The sequence below is a fragment of the Nitratireductor lacus genome (assembly GCF_056431025.1).
This window is the reverse complement of sequence record NZ_JBWKMB010000027.1, coordinates 1-25,719: the sequence shown is the minus strand read 5'-3', so window position 1 is coordinate 25,719 and position 25,719 is coordinate 1. Positions and strand designations below refer to the sequence as shown.

Below are 25,719 nucleotides of genomic sequence, written 5' to 3'. Positions count from 1 at the left end.
GAGCGATCCACGCCCGTTTTGCTTGTCTAAAAGCCTGCTTCCGGCTAGCTGTGCGCCATTCGGGTAACCGGCAAAGGTGTCATATGCGACTTGGCGGACGGCTGGCTGCGGCCATTGAAATTCTGGAAGACATTGACCGGCGGTATCGCCCGGCTGCGGAAGCGCTGAGAGACTGGGGCCTGTCCCATCGTTTCGCCGGCTCCAAGGATCGCGCTGCCATTGGCAACCTCGTCTATGATGCGCTACGCCGCAAGCGCTCGGCGACCTGGATGTTTCAGGAGGAAAGCCCGCGTGCGCTGGCCTTTGGAGCCTTGATGATCGAGGCGGGATATGAGCCGGAAGCGTTGAACGGAGCGCTGGCGGAAGACAATTTTGCACCGCCATTGATTTCAGGGGAGGAAGCAGACCGCATCGCGACACACCCTCTGGGCGAGGCGCCTGACGGCGTGCGCGCGGAATGCCCTGAATGGTGCGAGCCGCTTCTCAGGCGCGCCTGGGGTGACGACTGGGTGGCGGAGGCTGCGGCCCTTGCGGAGCGCCCGCCGCTCGACATGCGGGTCAACACGCTGAAAGCCACGCGCGAAAAGGTGGCCAAGGCGCTGGCGCGCGCCGGCGTTCACGAGAGTGAACTTGCGCCGCAGGGTCTGCGCATCGGCCCGATCGAAGGGCAGGGGCGGCATCCCAATGTGCAGGCAGAGCCCGCCTTTCAAAAGGGCTGGTTCGAGGTTCAGGACGAGGGCTCGCAGATCGTTGCCGCTCTCACCGAAGCCGCGGCGGGCATGCAGGTGCTCGACTATTGTGCTGGCGCTGGCGGCAAGTCGCTCGCCATGTCGGCGGCCATGGAGAACACCGGCCAGATTCAGGCTTTCGACGCTGAGAAACAGCGGCTTGCGCCCATTTTCGAGCGCCTGAAGCGCGCGGGCTGCCGTAATGTGCAGGCGGTGGCCGATCAGGAAGCGCTCGCCGCGCATGAAGGGCGGCTCGATCTGGTCGTTGTCGACGCGCCATGCACGGGAGCAGGCACCTGGCGGCGCAGACCGGATGCCAAATGGCGGCTCGGTGAAAAACAGCTCGAGCAGCGGCAGGCGGAGCAGGCCGAGATTCTCCGGCGCGCCGCGCGCTTTGTGCGTTCTGGTGGACGGCTTGCCTATATCACCTGCTCGGTGTTTGCAGAGGAAAACGACGATCAGGTGCGGGCCTTCCTCGAAGCCAATCCGGATTTCCGCGCAGTGGACCATGAGGCGCTGTGGGAAAGGCACTTTTCCGGAAGGGCTGCGAAGGCGAGAATTGACAGAACCACGGGCATCGCCCTTTCACCCGGCCGTACGGCGACTGACGGCTTCCATTTTGCCGCACTGGAGCGCGTCTGAGGCAGGCGTGGCGAGACAATGAGCAAGGCAGCAAACCCCATTGATGTCGAAGCCCGCGTTCGCGCCAGCTTCGCCCGTCAGAAAATGATGCAGACCATTGGCGCCGAGCTGACGCTGGTGACGCCGGGCATTGTCGAGATCGAGATGCCCTACACGGAGACGTTGACCCAGCAGCACGGGTTTCTCCATGCGGGCGTGATCTCCACCGCGCTCGATTCTGCCTGCGGCTATGCGGCCTTTTCCATGATGCCCGAGGACGCGGCGGTGCTGACCATCGAATTCAAGGTCAACCTGCTTGCACCGGGGCGCGGCGAGCGCTTCCTGTTTCGCGGCACCGTCACCAAGCCCGGCCGCACCATCATCGTTGCTGACGGGCAGGCCTATGCCTATTCGTCGGAGGGGGACGCCAAACTGATCGCCACCATGACCGGAACCATGATGACCATCATCGGACGCGAGGGAATCGAGGGATGACGCGGGCACCGGTGGAGCCGGCGATGCTCGCCGGAAAACACGTTCTCTTCGTCATGGCGGCGGATGCCGAATACGGACCGCATCTGAAAAAGCGATTCACGCCGCTGATGACGGGTGTCGGTCCGGTGGAGGCGGGGGTGGTCCTTGGTGCGGAACTGGCACTTCTCGATGCCGAAGGCCATCTGCCGGATCTGCTCGTTTCTCTCGGATCCGCCGGAAGCCGCAGTCTGCAACAGACGGAAGTCTATCAGGCGACTTCGGTCTCCTACCGCGACATGGACGCTTCGCCGCTTGGCTTTGAAAAAGGTGTGACGCCTTTTCTCGATCATCCGGCGATCATGCCGCTGCCGCATCGCATTCCGGGCATTCCCGGGGCGGCACTGTCGACCGGCGGCAACATCGTTTCCGGTGCCGCCTATGACGGCATCAACGCCGACATGGTGGATATGGAGACATTCGCGGCGCTGCGCGCTTGCCAGCGCTTCGGCCTCGATCTGGTGGCGCTGCGCGGTATCTCCGACGGAGCGGCGGAACTGCAGCGCGTGAACGACTGGACCGAATATCTGCATGTCATCGACGAAAAGCTTGCCGAAGCGGTGGACCGCCTCGAACAGGCCATTGCCGATGGCTTCCTGTAGTCAAAAAGCGGCCTCGCCGCTTGCACCGAAACGCATCTTTCTCTAAAGGCTCGCCATGACGATATCCAATCCCGACACAGTTCTCATCGTTGATTTCGGCAGCCAGGTCACGCAGCTCATTGCGCGGCGGGTGCGCGAGGCCGGAGTCTATTGCGAAATCGCTCCGTTCCAGTCGGCCGAGGAGGCGTTTAAGCGCCTCGCGCCAAAAGCGGTCATCCTTTCCGGCAGCCCGGCATCCACCGTCGATATCGGCAGTCCTCGTGCGCCGCAGGTGATCTTCGATTCCGGTCTTCCCGTGCTTGGTATCTGCTATGGCGAGCAGACCATGTGCGCCCAGCTCGGCGGCAAGGTCGAAGGGTCCGACCACCGCGAGTTTGGCCGTGCCTTCCTCGAGATCGAGAATGACTGCCCGCTGTTTGAGGGCGTCTGGGCGAAAGGCACCCGCCATCAGGTTTGGATGAGCCATGGTGACCGGGTGACGGCCATTCCGCCCGGCTTCCGCGTTGTCGGCACGTCGACGGGCGCGCCCTTTGCAGCCATCGCCGATGAGGAGCGCAAATATTACGGCGTTCAGTTCCACCCCGAAGTGGTCCACACGCCCGACGGTGCAAAGCTCCTTTCCAATTTCGTGCACAAGATCGCCGGTCTTTCGGGCGACTGGACGATGGCGGCCTATCGCGAGCAGGCGATTGAAGCCATCCGCAAACAGGTCGGCGACGGCAAGGTGATCTGCGCGCTTTCGGGTGGTGTCGATTCTTCCGTGGCGGCACTTTTGACGCACGAGGCCGTTGGCGATCAGCTCACTTGTATTCTGGTCGACCACGGGCTGATGCGGAAGAACGAGGCGTCCGAAGTGGTCGCCATGTTCCGCGAGCACTACAATCTGCCGCTGATCCTGGTGGATGCCTCCGACCGCTTCATCGGCGCGCTGGAAGGCGAAAGCGACCCGGAAAAGAAACGCAAGACCATCGGTCGCCTGTTCATCGAAGTGTTCGAGGAGGAGGCGAAAAAGCTCGGCGGCGCCGATTTCCTGGTGCAGGGCACCCTCTATCCCGATGTCATCGAGAGTGTCTCCTTCACCGGCGGCCCCTCCGTTACCATCAAGTCGCACCACAATGTGGGCGGCCTGCCTGAACGCATGAACATGAGCCTGGTCGAGCCGCTGCGCGAGCTCTTCAAGGACGAGGTACGCGTGCTCGGCAGGGAGCTTGGCCTGCCCGAAAGCTTCATCGGTCGCCACCCTTTCCCCGGACCGGGTCTCGCCATCCGCTGCCCCGGCGGCGTGACGCGCGAGAAGTTGGAAATCCTGCGTTCCGCCGATGCGATCTATCTCGACGAGATCCGCAAGGCCGGCCTCTACGATGCGATCTGGCAGGCCTTTGCGGTTCTCCTGCCGGTGCAGACGGTGGGGGTGATGGGCGACGGGCGCACCTATGAATTCGTCTGCGCGCTGCGGGCGGTGACGTCCGTCGACGGCATGACGGCTGATTTCTACCACTACGACATGGAGTTCCTCGGCCGTGCTGCGACCCGCATCATCAACGAGGTGAAGGGCATCAACCGCGTTGTCTACGACGTAACGTCCAAGCCACCCGGCACGATCGAGTGGGAATGATCCCGCGTCCGGCATAGGCAGGCACCAATTGGCACGAAGAAACACCTAAGCCCGCGTAAGTGCGGGCTTTTTTGTATTTCTGTCTGGCACTGTCTGGCAACTGCTGGGGGTTCCAAGCAAGGTTTTTTCGTGGCATCAATGTTGGTACTATCAATCAGCGATGCCATGTCAGGTGCCCGATACCATGCAACGCTACCGTTGATGTTCATGGTATCAGATTTTATTAACCTATTGTTTTCAAAGGTTAATTTATCAATTTTCGCCTGTATTTTCAGTATGGTATCAGGGCCGATGAAGGACGAGACTCGTGTTGACCGATACCAAGCTGCGCAACCTCAAGCCCAGGGACAAGCTCTACAAGGTGAATGACCGAGATGGCCTCTATGTGGCCGTGACACCTGCCGGTTCCATCTCATTCCGCTACAACTACGCTATCAACGGACGGCAGGAGACCATCACCTTTGGCCGCTATGGCGTTGGTGGTATCACGCTGGCCGAAGCTCGTGAGCGACTTCACGAAGCGAAGAAGATGGTGGCGGCAGGCAAGTCGCCCGCCAAGGAAAAGGCTCGTGATAAGGCACGGGTCAAAGACGCCGAGACCTTTGGCGCTTGGGCTGAAAAATGGTTGCGCGGCTATCAGATGGCGGACTCAACCCGCGACATGCGCCGTTCCGTTTACGAGCGCGACCTGAAGCCAAAATTCGGTACTTGGAAGCTGACAGAGATTACCCACGAGGACTTGCGAGCACTGACTGATGCCATCGTTGAACGGGGCGCACCGGCTACCGCCGTTCATGTGCGTGAAATCGTGCTGCAGGTTTTTCGCTGGGCAACTGAGCGTGGCCAGAAGGTCGAGAATCCTGCGGAACTGGTGCGGCCAACGAGTATTGCGAGGTTCGAGCCCCGTGATCGAGCGTTAACGCCAGAAGAAATTGGGCTGATGTACCAGTACATGGAGAGGGTTGGTACAAGCCCTACAAATCGGGCGGCAGCCAAACTGCTGCTTCTGACGATGGTACGCAAAAGCGAACTGACCAACGCGACCTGGAGCGAGATCAACTTCAGTGAGGCGCTTTGGACGATTCCGAAGGAGCGGATGAAGCGGCGCAATCCGCACCTGGTATTTCTGTCCAGGCAGGCGCTAGATATTTTCATTGCGCTAAAAACCTTTGCTGGTGGTTCTGAGTTTATTCTGCCCTCGCGGTACGACTCGGACGTGCCGATGAGTAGTGCCACAATCAACCAAGTGCTAACGCTGACATACAAAGCGGCGCAGAAAGATGGGAAGTCACTTGCCAAGTTTGGGCCGCACGACTTGCGGCGTACAGCCAGCACGTTGCTGCATGAGGCTGGATATAACACCGACTGGATTGAGAAGTGCCTGGCGCACGAGCAAAGGGGAGTGAGGGCCGTATACAACAAGGCTGAGTACCGTGAGCAGCGGGCGGCGATGTTGCAGGACTGGGCGGACATGATTGACGAATGGACTGCGGGAAACGCCCGCTGATTTTTTTAGCCGCTAAAATTATCCTTGGCGCTTTCGCTTCTTCAAATGGAATATTTCGGGGATTGACGCTAGCGCCTTCGATACGGCTTGGCGTCGAATGCCTAGCCTCCGCGCAATCTCTGACTGATTGAATCCAGAGCACTGGAGCATCAGCATCTGCTTTTTACGGTCTGACAGCTTTGAGTCCACCATCAAGCGCGCTTGATGGCGCAACTCCGCTTTATCCGCCGGCTGTACGGTTCGGTCCAGCAAGTAGTGATAGAAATAGCTATCTATCAGCGAGTCGCCGGACGCTGCCTGCGGCGCAGATCGCTTCGCGCATTGACGGCTGAGCCTGGCAAGTTCGAGATCGAATTGCGCGAGGGAATGTTTTGCTTGCCTATATGCTGGGTTCCACTCGCCATTTGCCAGTTTAGGTCTATGCCGAGTGCAGTATTGGTGACTGAGTTCGAGTTTTTTATGATCTTCCAGCTCTACACTATTGACCTGCTCTTCAGTCACCGTCGCCATAAAGGCTGCGAACTCCGTCAGGTCTCCGCATAGCTCGCAGAATCCATGTTTGCGTTGCGCGTTTAGGTTGACACCCTTTGTGAGGGCTGACCTTCTAGGGCGCTTGCACGCGCAATCCCAAACCAATCCGATTAAAGATTCCAGAGTAGCGACAAAACTCTGGTCTCTAGGGGTCTGCCTGTCCTCCGTCTTGATGAACTGGCGTAGCAACTGGCGCTGCATACGAACGCTCGCCTCAAGCCCCACCAATCGAATGATAGCGCTGCAACCCACTCCTGGACCAGCACCAGGAACATAGCCCCTATAGCTTTCTGGAAGGGTCGCCATGTAAGCGGCCACGGCCGGATCAATCACTTCCTGTATCAATCGCATGATGGGGTAGCGCCGCGAGGACACAGAGTATGGCCGCCAGCGCTCCTCAAATTGCCGGATGGCTTTTGAGACGGACGGGTCACAGCCTTCCCAGATAACGATGGTTGGCTCATTTTTCATGTCAACTATTTTATACAATTAATAAGCTTAATCAAGAGGCATTACTGGGCATCATAAGGCATTCGTTAGTAATTGGAGACCAGGACATGCAAGCAACGCAAAGCAAGACGTTAATCAACAGGAAGAAACTCCTGAAGATGATCCCGCTCTCGGCGCGAACGATTTATAACTTGGAACAGCGGGGGGAATTCCCTCGCCGTATTGCTCTCACCAGTAGGAACATCGCGTGGGATTTGTCAGAGGTCGAGGAATGGATTGAGGCGCGTAAGTCGTCGGGTGTCCAAGCTACTCGACCCGGCGACGTGAGGGGCTAGCATGGCCCTTGACCTTATGGCGGCCTTCACTGAATTGCCGCCGCCGCTTGATTACGTTTTACCCAATATGGTTGTGGGCACTGTAGGCGCGCTTGTATCGCCCGGCGGGGCCGGTAAATCCATGCTTGCCCTGCAATTGGCTGCACAGATTGCGGGCGGCGCTGATCTGCTGGAAGTCGGCGAGCTGCCCACCGGCCCGGTGGTCTACCTACCTGCTGAAGACCCTCCCATCGCTATCTATCACCGATTGCATGCCCTTGGCGCACACCTCACAGCTGAGCAGCGGCAAGCCGTGGCTAATGGCCTGCTGATTGAACCGCTGATTGGCAAATGCCCCAACCTCATGGCCCTTGACTGGTTCGATGCTCTCAGGCGGGTCGCTGAGGGTCGTCGTCTGATGGTCTTGGATACCTTACGCCGCTTCCACATCGAGGAGGAGAACGCCAGCGGGCCTATGGCGCAAGTCGTTGGCCGCATGGAGGCCATAGCTGCCGATACTGGCTGCTCTATCGTGTTTTTGCACCATGCCAACAAGGGCGCGAGCATGATGGGAGGCGGCGACCAACAGCAGGCCAGTCGTGGGTCATCCGTACTGGTCGACAATATCCGGTGGCAATCGTATCTGTCCGGCATGACGCAGGCCGAGGCCGAGGAGTGGGGCGTTGATGGAAGCCAGCGTGGGTACTTCGTTCGCTATGGTGTCAGCAAAGCAAACTACGGTGCGCCTTTCCAGGAATGTTGGTTCAGGCGACACGAAGGCGGCGTCCTCAAGCCGGCCGTACTTGAGCGGCAGAAACGCCAGTCGCCTAACAAGCTGAAATCCGTAGCGAGGGGCGGCAATGATAACTGGTAACCAGGTCGCCCCGACCAGCACGGCATTGCAGGCCCGAGTGATGATCTATCAGCCTAGCCAGCGTCCACAAGAACGTATGGGACAGTGGATGGAAACCGGATTTGGTCGATGCCGAGTAACGGGCAGGCTTGGCCAGCGTCACGCCGATATCGTGGAGTCCATGCTGTACGTGGCCGAACGGCGCCGCGAAATCTCAGACGGTGGCGTCGAACTGCTAGTTGACCCGGCAAATCTGCGCCGGACGCTATCGGATCATCAGTACAGCCACGGCCGCATCAAGAAGCTGCTGATCGACCTGCGAGCCGCCACAGTAGAGATCGTGACGCCAGAACTGGAGAGGAGTGGTGACTGCATCATCGGTGGCCTGATCGACCACGTTATCCCATCACCTATGACACGCCACGACCCACTCACTGGCGGCGTGCGTCATTTGTGGCGCGTCCGGCTGGGCGTCGCCCTGGTGATGCTGCTGGAAAGGGACTTGTCCCTGTACTACCCGCCTGCACCCATAGCCAGGTTGCAGCATGGGATCAGCCAAGCGGTCGCCCGGCATGTGCTCACACACAAACATGATCCGGCCGGCGGATGGTATCTGGATACATTGATTCGTGCTGTATGCGGCGCTGCTGCCAGCAGCAAGATGATGTGCAATTGTCGCTACAGGCTCAAGGAGGATGCCGAGCGTTTGCGCGAGATGGGCATTGAGATAGATACCGAAAACCGGGTGAAACGTCTCACAGCGGCCCGGTAGCGACTCACAGCGGCCCGATGGCATCTCACACCGGCCCGGCGACAACTCACAGCGGCCCGAATTTTTGCGGTTTTGGCAGGATGTCCAGGATATTTTAGGATATCCAGGCGGTGTAACCGCCCGCTTGAGGCGGGCGCTTGCACATTGGTCGATAAGGCCCTGTCGGGCTTCATCGATCGGCCATAGGCCGATGGTTGAACGCCAGGAGGAAGATGGTGTCAGCCCTCGACGTGGCCGTGGTCATTGCCAGAAAGCTGAAGCCCAAATTTTAGCGGCTAAAATCCTCTGGCGAAGTTTGGAGGAAAACGGGCGCTATGGAATCCGTTATTGAGAATTACAGAGCCAAGCGGCCAATTTCAGCAGAGAAGTGCAGCGCTCAGAAGACAAGTATAGTGTAGGCCGTGGGAAGGTCTTGGTCGGGGTGGAAAGAGGGCAGACAGGTTTCGGCTGACCACTACATTCAGGCCAAGACCGCACTCTGGCTAGCAACGTGGCTCCATTTCGGACGTTCGTTGGCTCTCAAGCCGTTCCTGAAAGCAGTCGTTGGCTGCGCGATGTGCGAAGGTCTGTAAAGACTGGAGGGCGGACTTTGCGGCGATTTGAATGAATGTCTCCATTAGACGGACAGAGAAGTTATTCCGTGCAAGTGGTTCGTGGTGAAAATTAATCGTCACCTCCACGTCTTTGACGATCCCATGCTTCAAGAAAAACACGTACAATTTCTCTCTCTTCATCGTTAAGCGCCTCATTGTCTTGAACAGCTTCAAGCGCTTCATGAAAAGACGTGGTGTCAATAATGTCCGTGTCATCCCTGATTTGTGCGGTAACGGAACGCTTCGACACACGATCACCGAGTGAACCGAAGCCACCCATGCCCATGGACCACGACTCCCCTGTCATCGCTTGCGCGAGCGTGACTAGGCCCTTGGGCTCGGCTAGCAACGCATCCGTCCAAGCTCGAACTTCAGATGGGTCATTGTCCAGAAAATCCACCCACCGATGAAGGATGTAAAGCAAATCTGGATGACCTAGGAGCGTTCCTTCACCGGCTGCAGAACGAATTGCGTTCAATGCACGATCTGAAAGCTCGGGCAAGGCGGCTTCCGTTGTGAGGCAATCTTCCTCCCTTGTGGGCTGCCGGCCTTCACGTTCCTGGTAATCCCCTCTGGCAGAAGAGACAAAATCCACGAGCCACCCCAGTGCCGCATTTTTGGTTGCCTCCAAGTAGACTTCCGTTCGCTCTTGGATCGTAAAACGATCTCGCGTAAGACGCCTTATGAGCCAATGGTAACGAAGGCTCGTGTTCACCATCGCCATGAAGCCTCTTTCGTCATCCTTTTGCTGATCAATTTCGTCATGGATTTCAAACAGGGCACTCAGTAGGGGCTCAACCTTTGCCTTTTCGACCCGCCTCCCATTCGTCGTAAGTTCGTCGAGATACACTGGGACCATTGACTGCCCTGTCCGGCGTTCAACTTTGGATGCCTCTCTAAACGCTGACTGTATGAAGTTCTGATCCTCAGCCTTATCGATGATTTCATCAATTTGTGCCGCCGACAAAACCTCATCACTGAGGGAAAGACGAAAGTAGGTATCGAAATGCGCTTCGACGCAGACTCGGCGTTCTGAACTCCACTCGCTTACCCATTCGCCGGTGTAGCCTATATTTTCTAGCCGAGGGAAAAGCCGCTGAAGAGCCGTTCTTGCGAGCTCATGCCGATCTTCCGGCACAACCCTAAGGAAGACATCAAATCGGCTTTGGTCGTTTCCGTTTACATCGCCCTGACCTTGCGTACCGCATACTAATTGCTTGTTTGATTTTATAGCTGAGAAGAGACCTGGTTCATAAAGTCTGAGAGTTTCCAGAGCCACAAAGTCGGCCGAGTTTACATCGCCGGCAATTGCGGGCCACGTCACGCTCATAGCATTTTGGAGGCGGCTTACGTGACGAGGAGAAGTGACGAACGGCGCAATGACGTCGTAAAAGACATTCATGAAGCGAACGATCTGGTCCTCGTCGGGCGATCCACAAATCTCGGAAATCGATGCCAGCACGGCATTGTTGAGGTCCGTAGGAAGTGGGGCCGGAAGCTCAAATCCTGCTTGTATGATCTTTTCGAGAAAGTGAGGGCCTTCCGACGGGTAGCTCTCGCTAACCGCCTTCTCGGCGAGTTGCCTGTCAAACACTACAAGGTACATCACGTTGGGTAACCGACCCACCGACTTGATCAGTCGAAAAATTGCGAGGGCCTCGTCCGGACTCAACCGATCCAAATCATCAATAACGACGAGAAACCGCCGATCTTGTTCAGCTAGCACTTCGGCCAGCTTTTGAAAGGTTGTTTCTAAGGTGTCCCCCCCAGGAAAGAAACGCTTTGCGAAATCGAACGCGCCGCCGATCAACCCGGCCAACGGTCCCGCTGGAGTGAGAGCGATTGCTGGCCCGATTATGGGGCCTGCCTGCAAGATCCCACGCCCCAGCCTCGGAACTAGATCTTTGACCTTGTTTTTGAGCGTTGAGCCCAACACGGCGTTAAGGTTTTGAAGGAATGCGAGGGCCAGTGCCTCCTCGCCTCTGTACCACCAACACTTGAACTCGGCGACAACAAGTCGAGGATCATTGGCATCGTTCAGCGCTGATCGTATCAGATTGACCGCGCTACTTTTCCCAGAGCCCCACGGTCCATTTAAGGCAATTGTGGTGCCGATCGGCTCTTCAATATTCAAGATGCTTTTTGCCAGTGCAGTGGCAAACGGAGCAACACCGTATTGGTCGTCGTCACTGCTTTCGATTGGACTATCGTTGAAATAGTTTTTCATTTGACCCCCCGCTGCACTCATTAGAAATAGGCCGAGATGGAATTAATTCAAATTTTCAAAACTAAATTGAAAACAATATTTCAAAAGGTGGTGTGCCGCACTGCATTTGGCTTTCTGTTTTGACACAAGCGTCAGGCTTTCACTACTTTGTTTTCCATATGCCGCCTCTGGCGGGCCAGTTCGGCCTGCGCCCACTCGATAGCCTCATGCATCTCCTTGCGTAGCGCTTCGATCTCGGCCGACGTCAGCTCGCGCACGCGGGGTTCGCTGCTCTCCGTCACTGGTCGTGCTCCTGTCCTGCTGCCGCTAGGGCGGCGCTTTCGGTCAAGGTGTCCTCGTGGAAAGCACCGTGTTTGGTTGCGGCCCTCTGGCTCATCTCCTGGCTGCGCAGGGCGCGATAAAGCGTTGCCCGGTGCACGCCTAGCAGTTCGGCCGTTTCGTTCGCCGTGCGGCCATTGGACAGCAATTCACGGGCATGTTTAACCTGGCCGGGCGTGAGGGCAGGGCGGCGGCCGAATTGCACACCGCGCTTTCGCGCCGCCTCACGGCCACGCCGGGTGCGGTCAACGATCAAGCTCCGCTCGAACTCGGCAATGCCGGCAAACACGGTCAACACCATGCGGCCGGCGGGGCTGGTTGTGTCCGCCCACGGTTCGGCCAGGCTGCGAAGGCCCGCGCCCTTGGCCTGCAACTGCTCGGCTATATCCAGCAAATCGCGGGTGCTCCGGGCCAACCTGTCCAGGCGCGTGACCATCACCACGTCGCCCGCGCGCAGATGATCGAGCATCCGGGCCAACTCCGGCCGCTTCGCATGGGTGCCAGTGATCTTCTCTGCAAAGATGCGCAAACAGCCGGCCGCTTGCAGCTCGTCGCGCTGATTTCTCAAATCCTGGTCATCGGTTGATACCCTGGCATAGCCGATCAGCAAGCGGCTGGTTTCTAGGTCAAGCGTGCCAGGGTCGCGTTTGTCTCTCATGGCGTCACAATCATGTTGCAAATTGCGTCGCAGATTATAGACCTATTGCGACTAACTTTTGCAACGTATGAACGCTAAGGAAACAGGTGCTTCCAGCCATGTTGCACAAAGTAGGAGTTTTGCGACGGTGCCGGCAGGGAGGTGACCGAGCGCCTACATATGTGCTAATGTGGGTTTGTGTAATTCTACGGAGCTTATCTAATGAGCCGCCTGACAATCGATATAACGGACCAGCAGCACCAAAGCCTGAAGGCGCTGGCCGCCTTGCAGGGTAAGACCATCAAGCAATACGCCCTCGAACGCTTGTTCCCCGGCGACGCTGATGCCGACCAGGCATGGCAGGAACTGAAAACCCTGCTGGGAAACCGCATCAACGATGGGCTTGCGGGGAAGGTGTCCACGAAGAGCATTAACGAAATTCTGAATGAAGAACTTGCCGGGGACCGCGCTTGACGGCTTTCGTCCTCACTGCGGAGGCAGAAGCCGATGTGCGCGGCATCATCCGTTACACGCGCAAGGAATGGGGCGCGGCGCAGGTACGTCGCTATATCGCCAAGCTGGAGGAAGGGATTGCCAGCCTCGCGACCGGCCGGGGTTCTTTCAAGGATATGAGCGAACTCTATCCGGCGCTGCGAATGGGGCGCTGTGAACATCATTACGTCTTTTGCCTGCCGCGTGAGAGCGCACCTGCGTTGGTCGTGGCGATCCTGCATGAGCGCATGGACCTCATGACGCGACTGGCGGACAGGCTCAACAGGGAGGGCGGCGCTTCGTGATGGACACCGCAGTGCAACAGCACGCCGGCCGGCTCGTTGCGGCCCTAAAGGACCATGCCGCCCGCAAGGGCTGGACGGAGGCTGAAACCGCCCGGCAATTCGGGGTGACACTGCCTCGCGGTCGCGAGCTGCTGCGCGATCAAATCGACCGCTTTCAACTCGACGAGCTGGTGAGCATGGCTGCCTCGGCCGGCCTGCGTGTTGCGTTGCGAATCTTGGGGCAGGGCGATGGCTGAGAAACTGACACACGACGCTTGGTTTCGCTCCAAGGTCCAGGAGGCGCTAGACGATCCGCGCCCTGCCATTCCGCATGATCAAGTAGAAACTCATTTTGCCAAACGGCGAGCGACCGCATTGCGGCCGGACCGCTCCGGCAACTCAGGCGACAATGCCGCCAAGAGCGACCATTCCAACCAATAGAACAAACCCCCAGCTTACCACCCGGGCGCCGGCCCGGTCCCACAAGCCACCCAAGCCAAGGCCGATGATGGTCGCGGCCAAGCCGAACAATCCCACCAATCCACCGCCGCCGGCAAACCCGAGCAGCAACAGAAGGAGCAGTACCATCCCGACGATCGCCACTAAATAGGCATAGCGCGCCCTCGGCCTGGTCAATACGGTCCGCGCGATTGCCCAGATCAAAACGCCAAGGGGAACCAGATACCCTGCTCCGAATCCGATGATGGCCGCCATCGTCAAGCCTCCTGTAGTTCCACCGGCATGAAGCGGACGAAATGCATGATCCGGGTAGCCAGGTCCAACCGGATATTCACCGTCAGCTCCGGAAACAGCCCGTCATAGGTCAGGAAGAACCCGCCGAGGAATTCCATGCTTGATGTCGGCTCGCCCAACCGCTCAATAATCTCGGATTGCGTCATGTCCAGCCGGAGTCCCAGGGGGAGGGTGCCCGTGAATGGCCCGACCCCCTGTTCAAAACGCCGATTCTGAACCGTCACGTCTTCCAGGATCAGCGGCCCCTCACTCCGGGGTGGCCCATAGCTGTCCTGGTAAACTGCGGTGAACTGGAGCACCACGGCCCCGTTGCCCGCCTCGATCTGCCTCAAGGTAAAGTCGTCGTCGTCCTCCGGCCGCTTCTCGATGCCGGCATCGTTCAGTAGCGTGTCCAGACCGGGGTGATCCGACGAATGCCCGATCAGCTTGATGGCGTTGTCGATGTTGAGTGTCACGTGCCGCACCTCCGGTTACAGCCAACGGCGTGTCTGGTGCGCGTATTCCGCGTAGGCGGCCCCGAACTTCCGCCGCATCGCCTCTTCCTCGAAGCGGATGTACCACCGATCGGTGATCGCAATGAACACGGCGGCCAGGACGAACGCAACCAGGCTCTGCAGCAATACCGCCAAGCCGACTAGGAACAGGGCAAAGCCCAGATACATGGGATTGCGGCTCCACCGAAACAGGCCGTCTGTCACCAGTTTATCGGGATCATCGAAGGTACGAATGTTGGTACCCACGCGGCTGAAGTGCCGAGAGCCGGCCATGGCCATCACCGCGCCACCCACCATTGGCACCAAGCCAAGCCAGTGGGAGGGGGCAGGCACCAACAGCGGCCCAGGTGCGACCAGGCGCAACATCACCATGACAACAACGAAGATCAGCAGCAGGGCAGGCGGCAGGATTCTCATGCACTTCCTCCTTTTCTCCGAAGTAGGGCGGCCTTGATCCCGATGCCGGCCAGGACCGACACGACCGTGGCGTGACGAAGGATATTGACCATGGCCATACCGAATCCGCTTCGAGACGGCATCAAGGCGAAGCTGATCCAGAACCAGGCCACCAAGCCGAGCATCACCACGGCCGCGACCGTGAACGACTTCCAGCCGGGCATCCACATCAGCAGCGCGAACGGCGCCGCCACGAAAACCAGAAAGAGAACAATCAGAACGTCCATTCTGCCCTTCAAGTGTCAAATAAGCCGCGAAAATGCGCCGATCTGCTCCGGATTTTCGCTTTTTTGTGTCGATCTTGGCGTGTTGTGACAGATGAGGGCCGGATAGGCCGCAAACCATCTTCCAGCCTCTAATACTTCATGGAGTCGCTCCAGGAAAGGCGATCATCTGCCAGTTGGGATTTCTCTGTTTTTGCCTGTATTAGGCAATGAAAACTCAGGGAAATACCTGCATTTGTCACGGGTCCTAGCGCCCCTTGGGGCGCCACCGTTTTTACAAGTGGGATGCAAGAAATTACCGAGATTCTAGCATAGACTTTCCTTGGAGTTTTCAACGGCGAAAGCCGGGCAGGATAGGTGAAGTAGGCCCACCCGCAAGCGGGCGTTCCATCTTCACTTTCCCTTATTCGCACCAGGGGTGCTCAACGAGAATCCTGCTCTGCGAGGCTGGCCGGCTACCGCCGGCATATCAGATGAGGACAGCTGATGATGGACGACGAAAAGCCCACGAGAAAAGGCAGCACGCCTATCAAGGTCTACTGTCTGCCCAACGAGCGGGTTGCGATTGAGCAGAATGCTGCTGCGGCCGGAATGAGCCTGTCTTCGTTCCTGCTGACGGTCGGTATGGGATACAAAATCACCGGCATCGTGGACTACGAGCACGTCCGCGAGATGGCCCGCATCAATGGCGACCTTGGGCGGCTCGGCGGCTTGCTCAAGCTGTGGCTCACAGATGACATCCGGGCTGCCCGGTTTGGTGAAGGGACGATCTACGCCCTCCTCTCGAAGATTGAAGAAACGCAAGACGAGCTTGGCGAGGTGATGATGGGCGTGGTTCGGCCGAGGGCTGAGTAGTAACCTTTTTAGCGGCTAAAATTGCGGAGTGGTGCCAGTAATAGCGAAGCATCTTTTGAGATGCCGAAGCGCACACAGGAGCGGTCGGCCGGAAACTCATGTTGTCCCTAGATGCGGTCAGTGTTGTAGAAAGCCGGGCTCTGCAAGGGTAGCCGAAGAGAGTGTAAAGTTCTGAAGCGGGCCAGATGGCTTAAACCGACCCATCGCTGCACTGAGATTCTCCTGTGGAGGCATGAGTTGATCGGCTGATTTCGGCTGTCTGGATCACGATGGTGGGCGTTTCGTCGGGAAGATGTCGCTGAAATTTTCGATCAATTCCTTGGATAGCAAGCTCAAGCCTAAATGAAAAACCTTGCTGCTCTAAGGTTGTCTCGACAGCATAAACGATACCTGGTTGTCGGCACTTGAGAATTGTATCGGAATCTTGTCCAGTCAAGGAGGGGGGGCAATATGACATACTTTACTGACAATGATCTTGCATTAAATCTGATCGGTGCGCCAAATACGGGCTTTCGTCCAGGTCAATTGGGCGCATTGCACTCCGTGCTAGCGCATTTTTCGGTTTATGATGAGCCAGCGATACTGTCCCTACCGACAGGTTATGGGAAGACGGCGCTCTTAATGGCCCTACCCTTTTTGTTGCGGGCTCGTCGGATGCTGGTCGTAGAGCCATCTGACGCTTTGCGGCAGCAAACGACTAGCCATTTTAAGGAGCTCTCTGTCCTTCGTCGTCTCGGCGTCATCGCCGCCACTACTCCTGACCCCGCAGTGCTCGGTCAAAAGGGTGCCCCCGCCGACGCCTTGGCATGGTCAAAAATTGAAGAACAAGACGTCGTTATCTCGACACCGCAGAGTTTCTCTCCGGTTGTTGCGCCAGAGGCTGCAAAGAACCTTTTTGACCTGATCATCTTCGATGAGGCACATCATGCCCCTGCAGAAACATGGGTAGCTTTCCTCGCACATTACCCCAGAGCAAAGTTTGTATTCTTGACCGCTACACCCTTCCGTCGGGATAGAAAGGTAATCCCAGGCAGAATGGCCTATTGGTATCCGGTTTCAAAAGCTGCGAAAGAATCTGCTTTCGGGCGCGTCACGTTCACGCCGGCACCAGTGCGGAATGCCAACGATGATGACGAAATTGACCGGTCAGTTGCGCGAACGGCAGTCGCGCGGCTGCGCGCTGACCAAGCAAACGGCTATGATCATCGCATTTTTGCCCGTGCCGCGACGATAGCGTCAGCGCGGCAGCTGGTAGGGCTCTACGAAGAGGCGGGGGCACGTGTGAGAACTATCAACAGTCATGCATCGAAGCGCACCCAGGACAAGGCTGAAGCTGAACTGCTCGCGGGTGAGATCGATGGTGTCGTCTGCGTCGACATGTTCGGTGAGGGCTATGACTTCCCCAAGCTGAAGATCGCGGCGCTGCACGCTCCGCACCGCTCCCTAGTCCCTACTTTGCAGTTCATTGGCCGCTTCGCACGTACGAACGATGCCGCGACTGGCGATGCAACGCTCGTTGCACCGCTCTCACGACTTAAAGACGCTTCGGTCAAGCTGTTCAAGGAAGGCGTCGACATCGCAGAGATGATAGACGAGGTTGCGCGTGCACAGATTGCGGAGGCGGAAGCTGACCGTCAGGTCCTGGATTTCCTCAAAATAAGCAAGCAGGCCGACTCTGACTACGATTCCGTGACTCCTCTCTTACTGGAGCTCTACGCGCACGCTCAAATATTCGAGTGCCAAGCTCAGCCGGATTTCTCACAATTTGGAGCCATTATTGGCCGCAACTTGAGGGTGGCTAAGCAGTGGACATCAGAAGACGGGCTGGTGACGTTGCTTCTGACCGTAGACACATCGCCACCCAACTGGGCGACTTCCGATGTGCTGTTGAACGTGCGGCATGATGCATTTCTACTGGCTTACAATCAAGCATCGCACTTGTGCTATATCGGCTCGACCCGTCGTACCGCTCGCATCTATCAGGATCTCATACAGGCGTCGCTGCCTGATCAGCATAGACCGATCAGCTACGAGCGCACGCGCCGTGCCTTGAGTGGGCTTAACAGCCTTAGGTTCTACAATGTCGGCTTGAGGAACACGGCAGTGAATTCCCAGGCTGAGTCTTACCGTGTTATGACAGGTCCGGCGGCGGAGCGCGCAATTACAACTGGAGATGCCCGCGCCTATTCGCAGGGCCACTTTTTCGGAAGCGGCGTGGGTGGTGATGAGGTACGTGAGACGATAGGTGCCAGCAGCAGTTCGCGCATCTGGTCTAACCAACGTCTTACGGTCGCCGAATACATCGAGTGGATTACTGTGCTGAACGGAAGACTTGGTGGTGGCGGCGGGATTTCGGCATCGCAACTCGACATCATTCAGCACGCGCGCACCTTGCGCCAAATTCCGGAACATATCATCGCCGCCGGCTGGCACAAGCAAGCTTATCGCCTGGCGCTACGCGTCCGGTGGCGGGCCGGACTTGAAGCTCCTTGGACCTATGGGATTATCACCGACCTCGATCTCGCCAATTTCCAGGTAAACGCAGCGCGTTCGGCCATGGCCTTCGATGTCGTCTCCGATACTTTCAGCAGTAGCTTTTGCTTCGACCTTGGGGGCGGAGCTTTGTTCACAAAGGTCGGGGCAAACGACATAGAGATCGTCTCAGGATATGATGAATGGACGGACCTGGCATCATGGCTATCCTACCATCCTCCGGTCTTTTACGCAGCGGACAAGTCGTCATTCATAGGTGTCAATCTTACTGCCGCAGCAGCCAATGTCGTCACGCAGCTTCGTGATGGCGATGCCGAAGTTCTTGCCTGGGATAACTGCAAGATTGACCTGGAATTCGGGCCTAACCAACCAGATGGAAGGCTCAGTGTTCATGGGTGGTTGGAGAAGCATCTGTGTGAACTGGCTGACCTTATTGTGCTAGTTTATGACCACCGTAGCGGAGAGGCGGCCGACTATATAGCAGTTGTACAAAATCCGGACGGCTCCCTCGTGGTCAGGCTTTACCACTGCAAAGGCGCAGGTGGCGCACCTTCAGGTGGGCGCGTAGGCGATGTCTATGAAGTGTCGGGGCAAATGTTGAAATCCATCGCCTATTGCGATGCTACAGTGCTTGTTCAGCACGTTGAGCATCGGATCAACCCAGGTCGTCACCGTAATCCGTCGCAGTTTATTCGAGGAAATCTCGACATCCTGAAACAGGCGCTTGAAAACACCCCGCCAACGGGACTGGTGTTTGAAATCTTTGGTGTGCAACCGGGTATATCGAGGGGGGCTGTGGATGCGCACCTCGCCGACCTGATGGTTTATGGATTGGACTACGCACAGCGTGGCGGAGCGGCCAAGGCCCAATGGTTGACCAGTGCTTAGGTTGCTAGCACCTACTTGTCGAGATGGACTGGCGCTCAACTGGTATCGTTCCCCGCAACGGGAATGATTGTCATGCTGTGCCTGTCGTTCATCAGGTGGAGAAAAAGCCATCTTCATCAACGACCTCGTTCAGCGCGGCCACGGCGTGGCATGTTGTTGATTGATTGCCAGCTACACTCCGATGGATTCTGTTTACCCCCAGCTACGACATCCTCAATCAAAGGGCTAATCGAGGGGTGGTGGCCGCCCGCGTTGTTTCAAGAGCGGCTAGCTCCCGGTGGATCGGTTCCTTGACCCTGAGTGCATCCAGCTCACCCAAAACGGCGCTTTCGTCGAGACAGCTTTGTATCAGGCTCCATGCGCAACCGGCCATGTTCAAACCGATGCCATCGATTCGAGCCGCTGGTTCAATCTCCAAGCGCAACCGGTAGAGCGCCACGGACCGCACAAGGTCGACGAGGCTGATCTCCCCTTTCCCGGCACACAGCACTGACATTTCAACTAAACGGCATGCATCGTGCAAGGAGGTTTTAGGAGTGCAGTTCGGATGAGTCCGAACACAGGCAACTTGATCGCACATATCGCCCCACAGCGCCCGCCAGAGGCCAGCGGGGCCGCTGTGGTAGACCTGTCGTGCATCCGCCCACATTGGAACCGATTCCAGCATATCCAACGCCCGCTTTGTTAGCGGTCGATCACCCCGGAAAAACGGGTGCCATTTTTTTGTTGTGTTCGTTTGCGTGGCCTCCTGCGAATAGCCATCGTAAACGCTGGAAAAATGGTAGCAGCTATAAGCCGTTTCCGGCTTTTCTGGAATCGCTACCCGTCGTGCTAATTCATACAAAAGGGCTACTGATTGGGTGATTTCCCGTGCGAGTTCAGTGCGGTTTTTCATAAGTGTTTAGCTAAATAATATCTGGTTCTATATGGTGTAGAAAAAAATCCCAAAACATACACTAAATAATGGCAGAAGTTTCGGCAATATTCACCTTGTGATTCATTTCTACGAGGTGCTTTTTTGTGAGCCGAACACTTGAGTTTCTTCTGGAGAAATATGGCCCCACGCTTGACTCGGACGAATTAGGCGAAGTTCTGAACAGGCGCCCTGCCACGGTCAAGGCGGCGTTATCAATTCGTGTGGAAGAGTGGGCCAAAGTTCTTCATGCACGACGCGTTAAAGTCGGGCGCAAATTCTATTACCCGACCGAGGCTGTCGCTGATCTCCTGGCTGGCAACCTGCTAAGCCAGCCCGTTCCTGGCCCGGCCAATTTAGCCGCTAAAAATTCAATCAAACCGGAGGAATCCGACGATGCGTAAAACCATCATCGCCATCAGTGCGGCCGCCGTTCTGAGCTTGGTCGCCATTCCGTTTTCGCCAGCTCATGCCGGCATCCCTGTAATGGACGGCACCAACCTGACGCAAAACATCATGACCGCGATCGAGAGCGCGTCTCAGACGCTCAAGCAGATCGAGCAGTACCAGACGCAGTTGCAGCAGTATGAAAACCAACTGCAAAACTCGCTCGCCCCGGCCCAGCAGATTTGGGACCAGGCCCAGGGCACCATCGACGGCCTGCTGGCCGCCACCGACCGGCTCAGCCAACTGCAAAACCAGTTCGGCAGCCTGGATAGCTACCTTGAGAAATTCCAGGACCTGGATTTCTACCGGAACAGTCCGTGCTTCAACGGCGGCAACTGCACTGCTGCGGAACGCGCCAAGCTGGACGAGGCGAAGGCGGTGGCATCAGAAGCGCGCACCGAGGCCAACAAAGCTAGCGCGGAAATTGCCGCCGGTCAGCTCGAAGACCTAAAGGATGACGCCCGGCAGCTCAAACGGCTTCAGGGCGCCGCGAAGGGCGCGCGCGGTCAGATGGAAGCCATCGGCTACGCCAATCAGCTCGCAGGCCAACAAGCCTATCAGCTCCTTCAGATGCGCACGGCGCTGGTAGCGCAACAAGCGGCCGTCACCGCCAAAATGCAGGATGAGGCCAACGAGAAAGCCAGGACGGACGCGATAATCGAGTCACTAAACGAGCCCGGGTTTAAGCCCAGTGCTCCGTCAAAATATTGAGGAGGGCGTATGAAAACGATGCGTTTCATCGCGGCACTGGTCATCGCGGTCGGCTTGGCCGGCTGCGGCGACTCCAAGGTAGAGGCGACAGCAAGCACCTGCGCGGACGATTACATCCAGAAGGCTTTGGACCAAATGAGCCGGGAAGCGGATCGGATCGCGTTCCTCGACGAGTGCGAAACGATCAAGAGGATCGAGGCTTTGAACAGGCCTGGTTTCAAGCCAAGCGCTCCATCCAAATATTAATCGCTAAGTGGTGGAACTGATGAAATCCAACGTTTGGAAAGGGTTATTGACTCTCGCGGTGATCCTGCTCGTTGCCGAACCGGCGCTTGCTGACGTTCAAGGTGCCAACGTCATGGATGATGCACTGAGCCGGTTCGAAAGTGCGTCCTCGCAATGGAGCAGCACCATCGTCAGTGCGGCAACCCGGCTATTTTGGTCCCTAGCGACGATCTCTTTAGTCTGGACTGCCGGAACCATGATTTTGCGGAAGGCCGATATTGGCGAGTTCTTCGCCGAGTTCTTCCGCTTTACCATGTTCATCGGCATTTTTTGGTTTTTCCTGTCCAATGCGGTTTCCGGCTACAACATCGCCGGCACCATTGTGGATTCGTTGAAACAGCTTGCCGGGGAGGCGGGAGGTCTCGGGTCCACCAAACTCGGCCCTTCCGCCATCCTGGATATGGGCTTCGAGCTGGATGAGAAGGCGCGCGAATCGGTCAGGGGGATTGGATTGGGTGGCTGGGCGGATTCGCTCATCATGCAAGTTCTTGGTCTCGTGATGCTGATTATCATGGCCATTATCGCGGTGAATCTGCTGATTGTTCAGGTGTCCGCTTGGGTTTTGCTCTATGGCGGAGTGTTCTTCTTGGGTATGGGGGGCAGCCGTTGGACCTCCGAGCTGGCCATCGGTTACTACCGCGCGATCCTCGGGATCGCGGCGCAGTTAATGGGGATGGTACTTATCGTCGCCATCGGCAAGGATTTTATCGACGGCTATTACGCGCAGATCAGTGATGGTTTGTCGAAACACGATCTGAGTGTGATTCTAGTGGTTGGGGTGATGTTGCTGTTCCTCGTGAACAAGATTCCCCCAATGCTCGCCGGCATTGTCACGGGCAGCGCCGTTGGCAGTGTGGGTGCTGCGGGCAGCTTTGGTGCCGGCGCCATGTTCGGTGCGGCCACCACGGCGGGTGCTGCTGCAATGACTGTCGGAAGCCTTGCCACGGCCGGTGCCGGAAAGATCGTGGCCGCCGCCTCTATGGCAGGTCAGAACATCAACGCTGGCAGCGATCTGCTTGCTCGCCCTCTCGGCGGCGTTCAGGGAGGCATTGCAGGTGCAGCGGCTAAGATGACCCGGTTCGGTGCTGACACCATGGCGAACTTAGCAACGGGCAAAACAAAGCAGGCTCCAATTCCAACACCAGGAAGTCCCGAAGGCCTGGCGGCGAAGGTCGATAATGCTATGGGAGCCAACGACGCGCCCAGGTTTGATGGCAATAGCCTTACGGGAGGAGTGGGCAGTGGTACGCGAATGCAGGAAGAACAGTCCGGCTTTGCAGAAGCGGCGATGGACATGATGCAAAACACGGACGCCAGCGTCGATACAAAATCCGAAGTCGCTCAGTTTGTGAGGAAGGGTTCTAGGACCTGAAAACGCGCCGGCCGGCGGCAGGTGTGCACGGCCGGCACTTCCATTGACCACCTGTGCGAGAGGTGATCGACATGGCAACGCAATATACTACCGATGTTTCACAAGCAATTCAGCACGCGGCCGCGGGGCTGAACACCATCGACTGGCTGGACCAGGCCGCGGCCCGCGAGCTGGGGCCGCTGGCCGAGGCAACGGCTAACATGTTCATGGTCCTGTTCTACCAGGCCGAAACGGGCCTCGCGACCCGCGAGGATTTTCTACAGGCCCGCGCCGAGATTCGGCGGGCACTGCGAAACTAATCACCCAGGAGTTGTTATGGACTTCAACATTCCCCCGCAAACCATCTCGGAATGGATGCTAGTGCTGGCTTTGGTGTGTTGCATAATTTTTGCGTTCTGGGCCTTGGGTCAAATGCTTGACGCGAAAGGCTACGGACCTCAGATGGAACGCCTGCGGGAGCGTCTGGACGCTTTCAGAGATCGCTATTTTTTTTCTGCCGGGAAGTGGGGGCAATCTCAAGCAGAGCGCCTTGCAGGGCTTCGGAGGCGCGAGAAGCGTGAAAAGCAGTAACACCCAGGGCGGCCAAGAGCCGCCCTTTTCAATTCCCCTCTGGCGTCCCCTTCCCCGGCCTAGATCCCCGCAGCAGGATAACCATCGTCAGCATGAGCAGCGCCGCCCCGATAATCGCCGGCAGGCTCAAACGTTCATCGAACAGCACGAAGGCCAGCACGGTGGCCGTCAGCGGTTCCGCCAGGGCCAGGATGCTGGCCGGCGTTGCCGGCGTGTCCCGCATCCCTCGAAAATACAGCAGGTACGCCAGGGCAGTGGGCACCAGGCCCACATACAGCAGCGCCGCCCATGCCGACACCGACCAGGTACCGAACTGGACATCGGCAGTGAGAGCGAACGGAGCTAGGAACAAAGCCCCCGCCCCGAACCCCACGACGATGATCTTGCCAGGGTCATGGTGTGCCAGGGACCGGCTGCACAGCACGAACACCGCATAGGAGAGCGCCGACCCCAGGGCCAGCAGCACGCCGACCGGGTCGCCGGCGTCCGACGGCACGCCCACCAAGAGGCCCGCCCCTACCAGACCGATCAGCAACGCCGTCACGATCCGGCGTGTCACCGGCTCGTCCAGGAGGATCACGGCGGCCGCGCCGACCAAGACCGGGGCCGAGCAAATGGTGATGAGGGTGGCCAAGGCCACGCCAATCAGGGCGACGGCCTGGAAATAGAACACCTGGTAGAGCGCCATGGCCACACCCAGGGTGGCGATGCGGAACAGATCGCGGCCGGGAAAATGGAAGGTGGCCGGCCCGAGCCGCCACCAGCACCAGGCGGCCAGCAGCGGCACGGCCAGAGCCAGGCGGAAGAACCCAACCACCAGCGGCGGCACGTCCTCGATGCCGTAGAGCGTTTTGGACGCGATGCCGACCGTGCCCCACAGCATGGCCCCCAGAGCGACGAGGACCGGGCCGAAGCCTGGCCGTGGCGAACTGGATGTGGCAACAACACTCAAAAGAAGGGCCCTTGGTGTCAAAATTCTGGCCAATACATTGCCGATGAGGAGACATGATGAAAAGCAGAATCGTCGTTATTTTTACCGCCCTTCTCTCAACGCTGGCCATCGAGGCCCATGCCGAGGCCCGGCAGGCATTCGATTGCAGCGCCGATTTTCTGGACGGTGACACCGAGGCCGAGCGGGATCGTCTCCGGGTGCAGCTCGCCACGGATGGCCTGATCGAGGAACTGCGCACCACACACCGAGAGCACCTCGCCGGCATCTATCGGGACAACACCCCAGAACACCGTATTGTTGTGCGGCTGACCAGCGTGGACCCGGTTGAATCGCAGGTTTTCGACGATGTGTGCGGAGAAACCCTGGTGGTGAACTTCATTACCGGCGTGCCCTACACCCAGGCCGAGCTGCGCCAGGCGTTGACAGACAACTCCGCTGAGCTGGCCGGCCTCTTTCCTGGCCTACAGGGTACGCATGCGGACGAACGAACCGGCGAGGTGGTTCTAACCAGCCTGCCAGTCGAAGGCGATGTGATGGAACACCAGAAGGAAGCTGAGCGGCTTCTAGGAGTTCCCGTGCGGGTGGAGATCACCGAGGCCCAATTGAGGCTGGGCGCGTTGCCCCATCAAGCGGGATCGGAATGATATCCGGCTCCGGCTGGAGCGCATCGAGATGCAGGCGGTCTCAAGCTTGCGCAAGCATCGGAACGCGGTTGCTTTGAGCTGCTCCAGCACTTCTTATAGGGTCTAGTGGGAGACAATGCGTGACTTAACGAGGTGAAAGAGGTTCCCTGCGTGTCATTGAGTGGCATGTGGTATTTCTCATGGCATCGTACGAGGTTGATATTATAATTAATTGTTTTTAAACGATTAATTTCTTTTGTTGATAATCGAGTGGGAATAGCCATTTTCCAATCGGGGCTGGCGTGAGGAAACTTCCGCCGGCCCTAATTTATTGAAATTGATAGATTTTCCAGCCTGGCCCAATTTTGGCCAGCCTTTGCCAATTTGAGCATAAAATCCGCTTTGTCGGTATGTCTGACGGTATACCGAAGGCTTGAACTCGGGCGCTTTGCCGAATACCGTCAGTCCATTCGGCGGTTGTAACGGTATTTTTTTTTACGCCAAACTCACTTGACGTGCCACCCGGATTTCGGACCGTTCTGAACTGGAATTTTCCAATTATGATCCCTGCCATGGGAGAAGGAGAATTCCATGAAGAAGTCGAAGTT

31 protein-coding genes and 1 pseudogene are annotated in these 25,719 nt (G+C 57.6%); 21 read left to right on the top strand and 11 right to left on the bottom strand.

All coding sequences use genetic code 11. From position 1 onward, the window contains the following. Positions 1-83: 83 nt before the first annotated feature. The 5 genes from AC07E3_RS18900 to AC07E3_RS18880 all read left to right on the top strand — a co-directional run bounded on the left by AC07E3_RS18900 (position 84) and on the right by AC07E3_RS18880 (position 5,604). A complete protein-coding gene (locus AC07E3_RS18900) occupies positions 84-1,370 on the top strand; it encodes an RsmB/NOP family class I SAM-dependent RNA methyltransferase (protein ID WP_478364023.1) in 1,287 nt (428 codons plus the stop codon). Between the two features lie 18 nt (positions 1,371-1,388). Beyond that, positions 1,389-1,844 carry a PaaI family thioesterase gene (locus tag AC07E3_RS18895; protein WP_478364021.1) on the top strand — a complete coding sequence of 152 codons (456 nt, stop codon included), beginning with the start codon at positions 1,389-1,391 and terminating at the stop codon, positions 1,842-1,844. Beyond that, positions 1,841-2,482: a 5'-methylthioadenosine/S-adenosylhomocysteine nucleosidase gene (locus AC07E3_RS18890; RefSeq protein ID WP_478364019.1), complete on the top strand. Its 642-nt coding sequence runs from the start codon at positions 1,841-1,843 to the stop codon at positions 2,480-2,482. The genes AC07E3_RS18895 and AC07E3_RS18890 overlap by 4 nt, the downstream gene beginning before the upstream one ends. A gap of 55 nt (positions 2,483-2,537) precedes the next feature. Further along, positions 2,538-4,097: a glutamine-hydrolyzing GMP synthase gene (guaA, locus tag AC07E3_RS18885; RefSeq protein WP_478364017.1), complete on the top strand. Its 1,560-nt coding sequence runs from the start codon at positions 2,538-2,540 to the stop codon at positions 4,095-4,097. A 307-nt stretch (positions 4,098-4,404) separates the two neighbouring features. Next, on the top strand, positions 4,405-5,604 hold the full coding sequence (locus tag AC07E3_RS18880; RefSeq protein ID WP_217677713.1) for a tyrosine-type recombinase/integrase: 1,200 nt from the start codon (positions 4,405-4,407) through the stop codon (positions 5,602-5,604). An 18-nt stretch (positions 5,605-5,622) separates the two neighbouring features. On the opposite strand, the gene AC07E3_RS18875 is transcribed toward AC07E3_RS18880, so the two are convergent. Continuing rightward, positions 5,623-6,606 carry a LuxR family transcriptional regulator gene (locus AC07E3_RS18875; protein ID WP_478364015.1) on the bottom strand — a complete coding sequence of 328 codons (984 nt, stop codon included), beginning with the start codon at positions 6,604-6,606 and terminating at the stop codon, positions 5,623-5,625. Positions 6,607-6,692: 86 nt separating this feature from the next. Between AC07E3_RS18875 and AC07E3_RS18870 the strand changes: the two genes are divergently transcribed. The 3 genes from AC07E3_RS18870 to AC07E3_RS18860 are packed head-to-tail and all read left to right on the top strand — an operon-like array spanning position 6,693 to position 8,524. Further along, complete coding sequence (locus AC07E3_RS18870; protein WP_217677714.1) at positions 6,693-6,920, top strand: helix-turn-helix transcriptional regulator; 228 nt, start codon at positions 6,693-6,695, stop codon at positions 6,918-6,920. 1 nt (position 6,921) lies between these two features. Further along, the gene (locus AC07E3_RS18865) at positions 6,922-7,773 is read left to right on the top strand and encodes a helicase RepA family protein (RefSeq protein ID WP_217677715.1); all 852 of its coding nucleotides are present in this window, start codon (positions 6,922-6,924) and stop codon (positions 7,771-7,773) included. A gap of 37 nt (positions 7,774-7,810) precedes the next feature. After that, positions 7,811-8,524 carry a hypothetical protein gene (locus AC07E3_RS18860; protein ID WP_478364012.1) on the top strand — a complete coding sequence of 238 codons (714 nt, stop codon included), beginning with the start codon at positions 7,811-7,813 and terminating at the stop codon, positions 8,522-8,524. 663 nt (positions 8,525-9,187) lie between these two features. On the opposite strand, the gene AC07E3_RS18855 is transcribed toward AC07E3_RS18860, so the two are convergent. The 3 genes from AC07E3_RS18855 to AC07E3_RS18845 form a co-directional block, all read right to left on the bottom strand. Further along, positions 9,188-11,344: a KAP family P-loop NTPase fold protein gene (locus AC07E3_RS18855; RefSeq protein ID WP_478364010.1), complete on the bottom strand. Its 2,157-nt coding sequence runs from the start codon at positions 11,342-11,344 to the stop codon at positions 9,188-9,190. Positions 11,345-11,475: 131 nt separating this feature from the next. Then, a complete protein-coding gene (locus AC07E3_RS18850) occupies positions 11,476-11,625 on the bottom strand; it encodes a hypothetical protein (RefSeq protein WP_217677718.1) in 150 nt (49 codons plus the stop codon). Next, complete coding sequence (locus AC07E3_RS18845; protein ID WP_254799468.1) at positions 11,622-12,320, bottom strand: recombinase family protein; 699 nt, start codon at positions 12,318-12,320, stop codon at positions 11,622-11,624. The genes AC07E3_RS18850 and AC07E3_RS18845 overlap by 4 nt, the downstream gene beginning before the upstream one ends. Before the next feature lie 201 nt (positions 12,321-12,521). Here AC07E3_RS18845 and AC07E3_RS18840 point away from each other — a divergent pair, with 201 nt between their 5' ends. The 4 genes and pseudogenes from AC07E3_RS18840 to relB form a co-directional block, all read left to right on the top strand. Then, positions 12,522-12,773 (top strand): antitoxin, encoded by a 252-nt coding sequence (locus tag AC07E3_RS18840; protein WP_217677719.1) that lies wholly within the window; start codon positions 12,522-12,524, stop codon positions 12,771-12,773. After that, on the top strand, positions 12,770-13,096 hold the full coding sequence (locus tag AC07E3_RS18835; RefSeq protein ID WP_217677720.1) for a type II toxin-antitoxin system RelE/ParE family toxin: 327 nt from the start codon (positions 12,770-12,772) through the stop codon (positions 13,094-13,096). The genes AC07E3_RS18840 and AC07E3_RS18835 overlap by 4 nt, the downstream gene beginning before the upstream one ends. Next, the gene (locus AC07E3_RS18830; RefSeq protein WP_478364049.1) at positions 13,096-13,332 is read left to right on the top strand and encodes an XRE family transcriptional regulator; all 237 of its coding nucleotides are present in this window, start codon (positions 13,096-13,098) and stop codon (positions 13,330-13,332) included. The genes AC07E3_RS18835 and AC07E3_RS18830 overlap by 1 nt, the downstream gene beginning before the upstream one ends. A gap of 10 nt (positions 13,333-13,342) precedes the next feature. Then, a pseudogene (gene relB / locus AC07E3_RS18825) lies at positions 13,343-13,516 on the top strand (type II toxin-antitoxin system RelB family antitoxin); the annotation flags it as partial. Here the strand turns inward: relB and AC07E3_RS18820 are convergent. From AC07E3_RS18820 to AC07E3_RS18805, 4 genes are read right to left on the bottom strand one after another with little or no spacing between them, the layout of a single operon-like run. Next, positions 13,475-13,789: a hypothetical protein gene (locus AC07E3_RS18820; RefSeq protein ID WP_217677721.1), complete on the bottom strand. Its 315-nt coding sequence runs from the start codon at positions 13,787-13,789 to the stop codon at positions 13,475-13,477. The pseudogene relB and the gene AC07E3_RS18820 sit on opposite strands and share 42 nt — an antisense overlap. Positions 13,790-13,791: 2 nt before the next feature. After that, positions 13,792-14,283 carry a hypothetical protein gene (locus tag AC07E3_RS18815; RefSeq protein WP_478364006.1) on the bottom strand — a complete coding sequence of 164 codons (492 nt, stop codon included), beginning with the start codon at positions 14,281-14,283 and terminating at the stop codon, positions 13,792-13,794. A gap of 15 nt (positions 14,284-14,298) precedes the next feature. Then, positions 14,299-14,739 (bottom strand): methyltransferase family protein, encoded by a 441-nt coding sequence (locus AC07E3_RS18810; protein ID WP_478364004.1) that lies wholly within the window; start codon positions 14,737-14,739, stop codon positions 14,299-14,301. Further along, the gene (locus AC07E3_RS18805; RefSeq protein ID WP_478364002.1) at positions 14,736-15,005 is read right to left on the bottom strand and encodes a hypothetical protein; all 270 of its coding nucleotides are present in this window, start codon (positions 15,003-15,005) and stop codon (positions 14,736-14,738) included. The genes AC07E3_RS18810 and AC07E3_RS18805 overlap by 4 nt, the downstream gene beginning before the upstream one ends. Positions 15,006-15,488: 483 nt before the next feature. Between AC07E3_RS18805 and traJ the strand changes: the two genes are divergently transcribed. Further along, the gene (traJ, locus tag AC07E3_RS18800) at positions 15,489-15,857 is read left to right on the top strand and encodes a conjugal transfer transcriptional regulator TraJ (protein ID WP_478364000.1); all 369 of its coding nucleotides are present in this window, start codon (positions 15,489-15,491) and stop codon (positions 15,855-15,857) included. A gap of 450 nt (positions 15,858-16,307) precedes the next feature. Next, the gene (locus tag AC07E3_RS18795) at positions 16,308-19,238 is read left to right on the top strand and encodes a DEAD/DEAH box helicase (RefSeq protein WP_478363998.1); all 2,931 of its coding nucleotides are present in this window, start codon (positions 16,308-16,310) and stop codon (positions 19,236-19,238) included. 217 nt (positions 19,239-19,455) lie between these two features. On the opposite strand, the gene AC07E3_RS18790 is transcribed toward AC07E3_RS18795, so the two are convergent. Continuing rightward, positions 19,456-20,133 carry a hypothetical protein gene (locus AC07E3_RS18790; protein ID WP_478363996.1) on the bottom strand — a complete coding sequence of 226 codons (678 nt, stop codon included), beginning with the start codon at positions 20,131-20,133 and terminating at the stop codon, positions 19,456-19,458. 125 nt (positions 20,134-20,258) lie between these two features. Here AC07E3_RS18790 and AC07E3_RS18785 point away from each other — a divergent pair, with 125 nt between their 5' ends. From AC07E3_RS18785 to AC07E3_RS18760, 6 genes are all read left to right on the top strand, one after another. Beyond that, complete coding sequence (locus AC07E3_RS18785) at positions 20,259-20,555, top strand: hypothetical protein (RefSeq protein WP_217677728.1); 297 nt, start codon at positions 20,259-20,261, stop codon at positions 20,553-20,555. Continuing rightward, positions 20,548-21,309, top strand: a complete 762-nt coding sequence (gene trbJ, locus AC07E3_RS18780) for a P-type conjugative transfer protein TrbJ (RefSeq protein ID WP_478363994.1) — start codon at positions 20,548-20,550, stop codon at positions 21,307-21,309. Before AC07E3_RS18785 ends, trbJ begins: the two co-directional genes overlap by 8 nt. A gap of 9 nt (positions 21,310-21,318) precedes the next feature. Next, a complete protein-coding gene (gene trbK, locus AC07E3_RS18775) occupies positions 21,319-21,555 on the top strand; it encodes an entry exclusion lipoprotein TrbK (RefSeq protein ID WP_217677730.1) in 237 nt (78 codons plus the stop codon). 19 nt (positions 21,556-21,574) lie between these two features. Continuing rightward, a complete protein-coding gene (gene trbL, locus AC07E3_RS18770) occupies positions 21,575-22,966 on the top strand; it encodes a P-type conjugative transfer protein TrbL (protein WP_478363992.1) in 1,392 nt (463 codons plus the stop codon). Positions 22,967-23,037: 71 nt separating this feature from the next. After that, complete coding sequence (locus tag AC07E3_RS18765) at positions 23,038-23,265, top strand: type I toxin-antitoxin system ptaRNA1 family toxin (protein WP_217677732.1); 228 nt, start codon at positions 23,038-23,040, stop codon at positions 23,263-23,265. Between the two features lie 16 nt (positions 23,266-23,281). Next, the gene (locus AC07E3_RS18760) at positions 23,282-23,536 is read left to right on the top strand and encodes a hypothetical protein (RefSeq protein WP_217677733.1); all 255 of its coding nucleotides are present in this window, start codon (positions 23,282-23,284) and stop codon (positions 23,534-23,536) included. Between the two features lie 28 nt (positions 23,537-23,564). Here AC07E3_RS18760 and AC07E3_RS18755 read toward each other — a convergent pair whose 3' ends face one another. Beyond that, complete coding sequence (locus AC07E3_RS18755) at positions 23,565-24,488, bottom strand: DMT family transporter (protein WP_478363989.1); 924 nt, start codon at positions 24,486-24,488, stop codon at positions 23,565-23,567. Between the two features lie 53 nt (positions 24,489-24,541). Between AC07E3_RS18755 and AC07E3_RS18750 the strand changes: the two genes are divergently transcribed. Next, positions 24,542-25,132 (top strand): hypothetical protein, encoded by a 591-nt coding sequence (locus AC07E3_RS18750; protein WP_478363987.1) that lies wholly within the window; start codon positions 24,542-24,544, stop codon positions 25,130-25,132. 307 nt (positions 25,133-25,439) lie between these two features. On the opposite strand, the gene AC07E3_RS18745 is transcribed toward AC07E3_RS18750, so the two are convergent. Beyond that, positions 25,440-25,719 (bottom strand): hypothetical protein (locus AC07E3_RS18745; protein ID WP_478363985.1); only part of this gene is annotated, 280 nt, incomplete at its 5' end.

Excerpts from the sequence above, each read along its gene's own strand:
- AC07E3_RS18810 (WP_478364004.1), bottom strand. The coding sequence starts at position 14,739 with ATGAGAATCCTGCCGCCTGCCCTGCTGCTGATCTTCGTTGTTGTCATG.
- AC07E3_RS18760 (WP_217677733.1), top strand. The coding sequence starts at position 23,282 with ATGGACTTCAACATTCCCCCGCAAACCATCTCGGAATGGATGCTAGTG.
- AC07E3_RS18845 (WP_254799468.1), bottom strand. The coding sequence starts at position 12,320 with ATGAGAGACAAACGCGACCCTGGCACGCTTGACCTAGAAACCAGCCGC.
- trbL (WP_478363992.1), top strand. The coding sequence starts at position 21,575 with ATGAAATCCAACGTTTGGAAAGGGTTATTGACTCTCGCGGTGATCCTG.
- AC07E3_RS18855 (WP_478364010.1), bottom strand. The coding sequence starts at position 11,344 with ATGAAAAACTATTTCAACGATAGTCCAATCGAAAGCAGTGACGACGAC.
- AC07E3_RS18840 (WP_217677719.1), top strand. The coding sequence starts at position 12,522 with ATGAGCCGCCTGACAATCGATATAACGGACCAGCAGCACCAAAGCCTG.
- AC07E3_RS18750 (WP_478363987.1), top strand. The coding sequence starts at position 24,542 with ATGATGAAAAGCAGAATCGTCGTTATTTTTACCGCCCTTCTCTCAACG.
- AC07E3_RS18765 (WP_217677732.1), top strand. The coding sequence starts at position 23,038 with ATGGCAACGCAATATACTACCGATGTTTCACAAGCAATTCAGCACGCG.
- AC07E3_RS18900 (WP_478364023.1), top strand. The coding sequence starts at position 84 with ATGCGACTTGGCGGACGGCTGGCTGCGGCCATTGAAATTCTGGAAGAC.
- AC07E3_RS18865 (WP_217677715.1), top strand. The coding sequence starts at position 6,922 with ATGGCCCTTGACCTTATGGCGGCCTTCACTGAATTGCCGCCGCCGCTT.
- trbJ (WP_478363994.1), top strand. The coding sequence starts at position 20,548 with ATGCGTAAAACCATCATCGCCATCAGTGCGGCCGCCGTTCTGAGCTTG.
- AC07E3_RS18795 (WP_478363998.1), top strand. The coding sequence starts at position 16,308 with ATGACATACTTTACTGACAATGATCTTGCATTAAATCTGATCGGTGCG.
- AC07E3_RS18895 (WP_478364021.1), top strand. The coding sequence starts at position 1,389 with ATGAGCAAGGCAGCAAACCCCATTGATGTCGAAGCCCGCGTTCGCGCC.
- trbK (WP_217677730.1), top strand. The coding sequence starts at position 21,319 with ATGAAAACGATGCGTTTCATCGCGGCACTGGTCATCGCGGTCGGCTTG.
- AC07E3_RS18830 (WP_478364049.1), top strand. The coding sequence starts at position 13,096 with ATGGACACCGCAGTGCAACAGCACGCCGGCCGGCTCGTTGCGGCCCTA.
- AC07E3_RS18805 (WP_478364002.1), bottom strand. The coding sequence starts at position 15,005 with ATGGACGTTCTGATTGTTCTCTTTCTGGTTTTCGTGGCGGCGCCGTTC.
- AC07E3_RS18870 (WP_217677714.1), top strand. The coding sequence starts at position 6,693 with ATGCAAGCAACGCAAAGCAAGACGTTAATCAACAGGAAGAAACTCCTG.
- AC07E3_RS18875 (WP_478364015.1), bottom strand. The coding sequence starts at position 6,606 with ATGAAAAATGAGCCAACCATCGTTATCTGGGAAGGCTGTGACCCGTCC.
- AC07E3_RS18790 (WP_478363996.1), bottom strand. The coding sequence starts at position 20,133 with ATGAAAAACCGCACTGAACTCGCACGGGAAATCACCCAATCAGTAGCC.
- guaA (WP_478364017.1), top strand. The coding sequence starts at position 2,538 with ATGACGATATCCAATCCCGACACAGTTCTCATCGTTGATTTCGGCAGC.
- traJ (WP_478364000.1), top strand. The coding sequence starts at position 15,489 with ATGATGGACGACGAAAAGCCCACGAGAAAAGGCAGCACGCCTATCAAG.
- AC07E3_RS18890 (WP_478364019.1), top strand. The coding sequence starts at position 1,841 with ATGACGCGGGCACCGGTGGAGCCGGCGATGCTCGCCGGAAAACACGTT.
- AC07E3_RS18820 (WP_217677721.1), bottom strand. The coding sequence starts at position 13,789 with ATGGCGGCCATCATCGGATTCGGAGCAGGGTATCTGGTTCCCCTTGGC.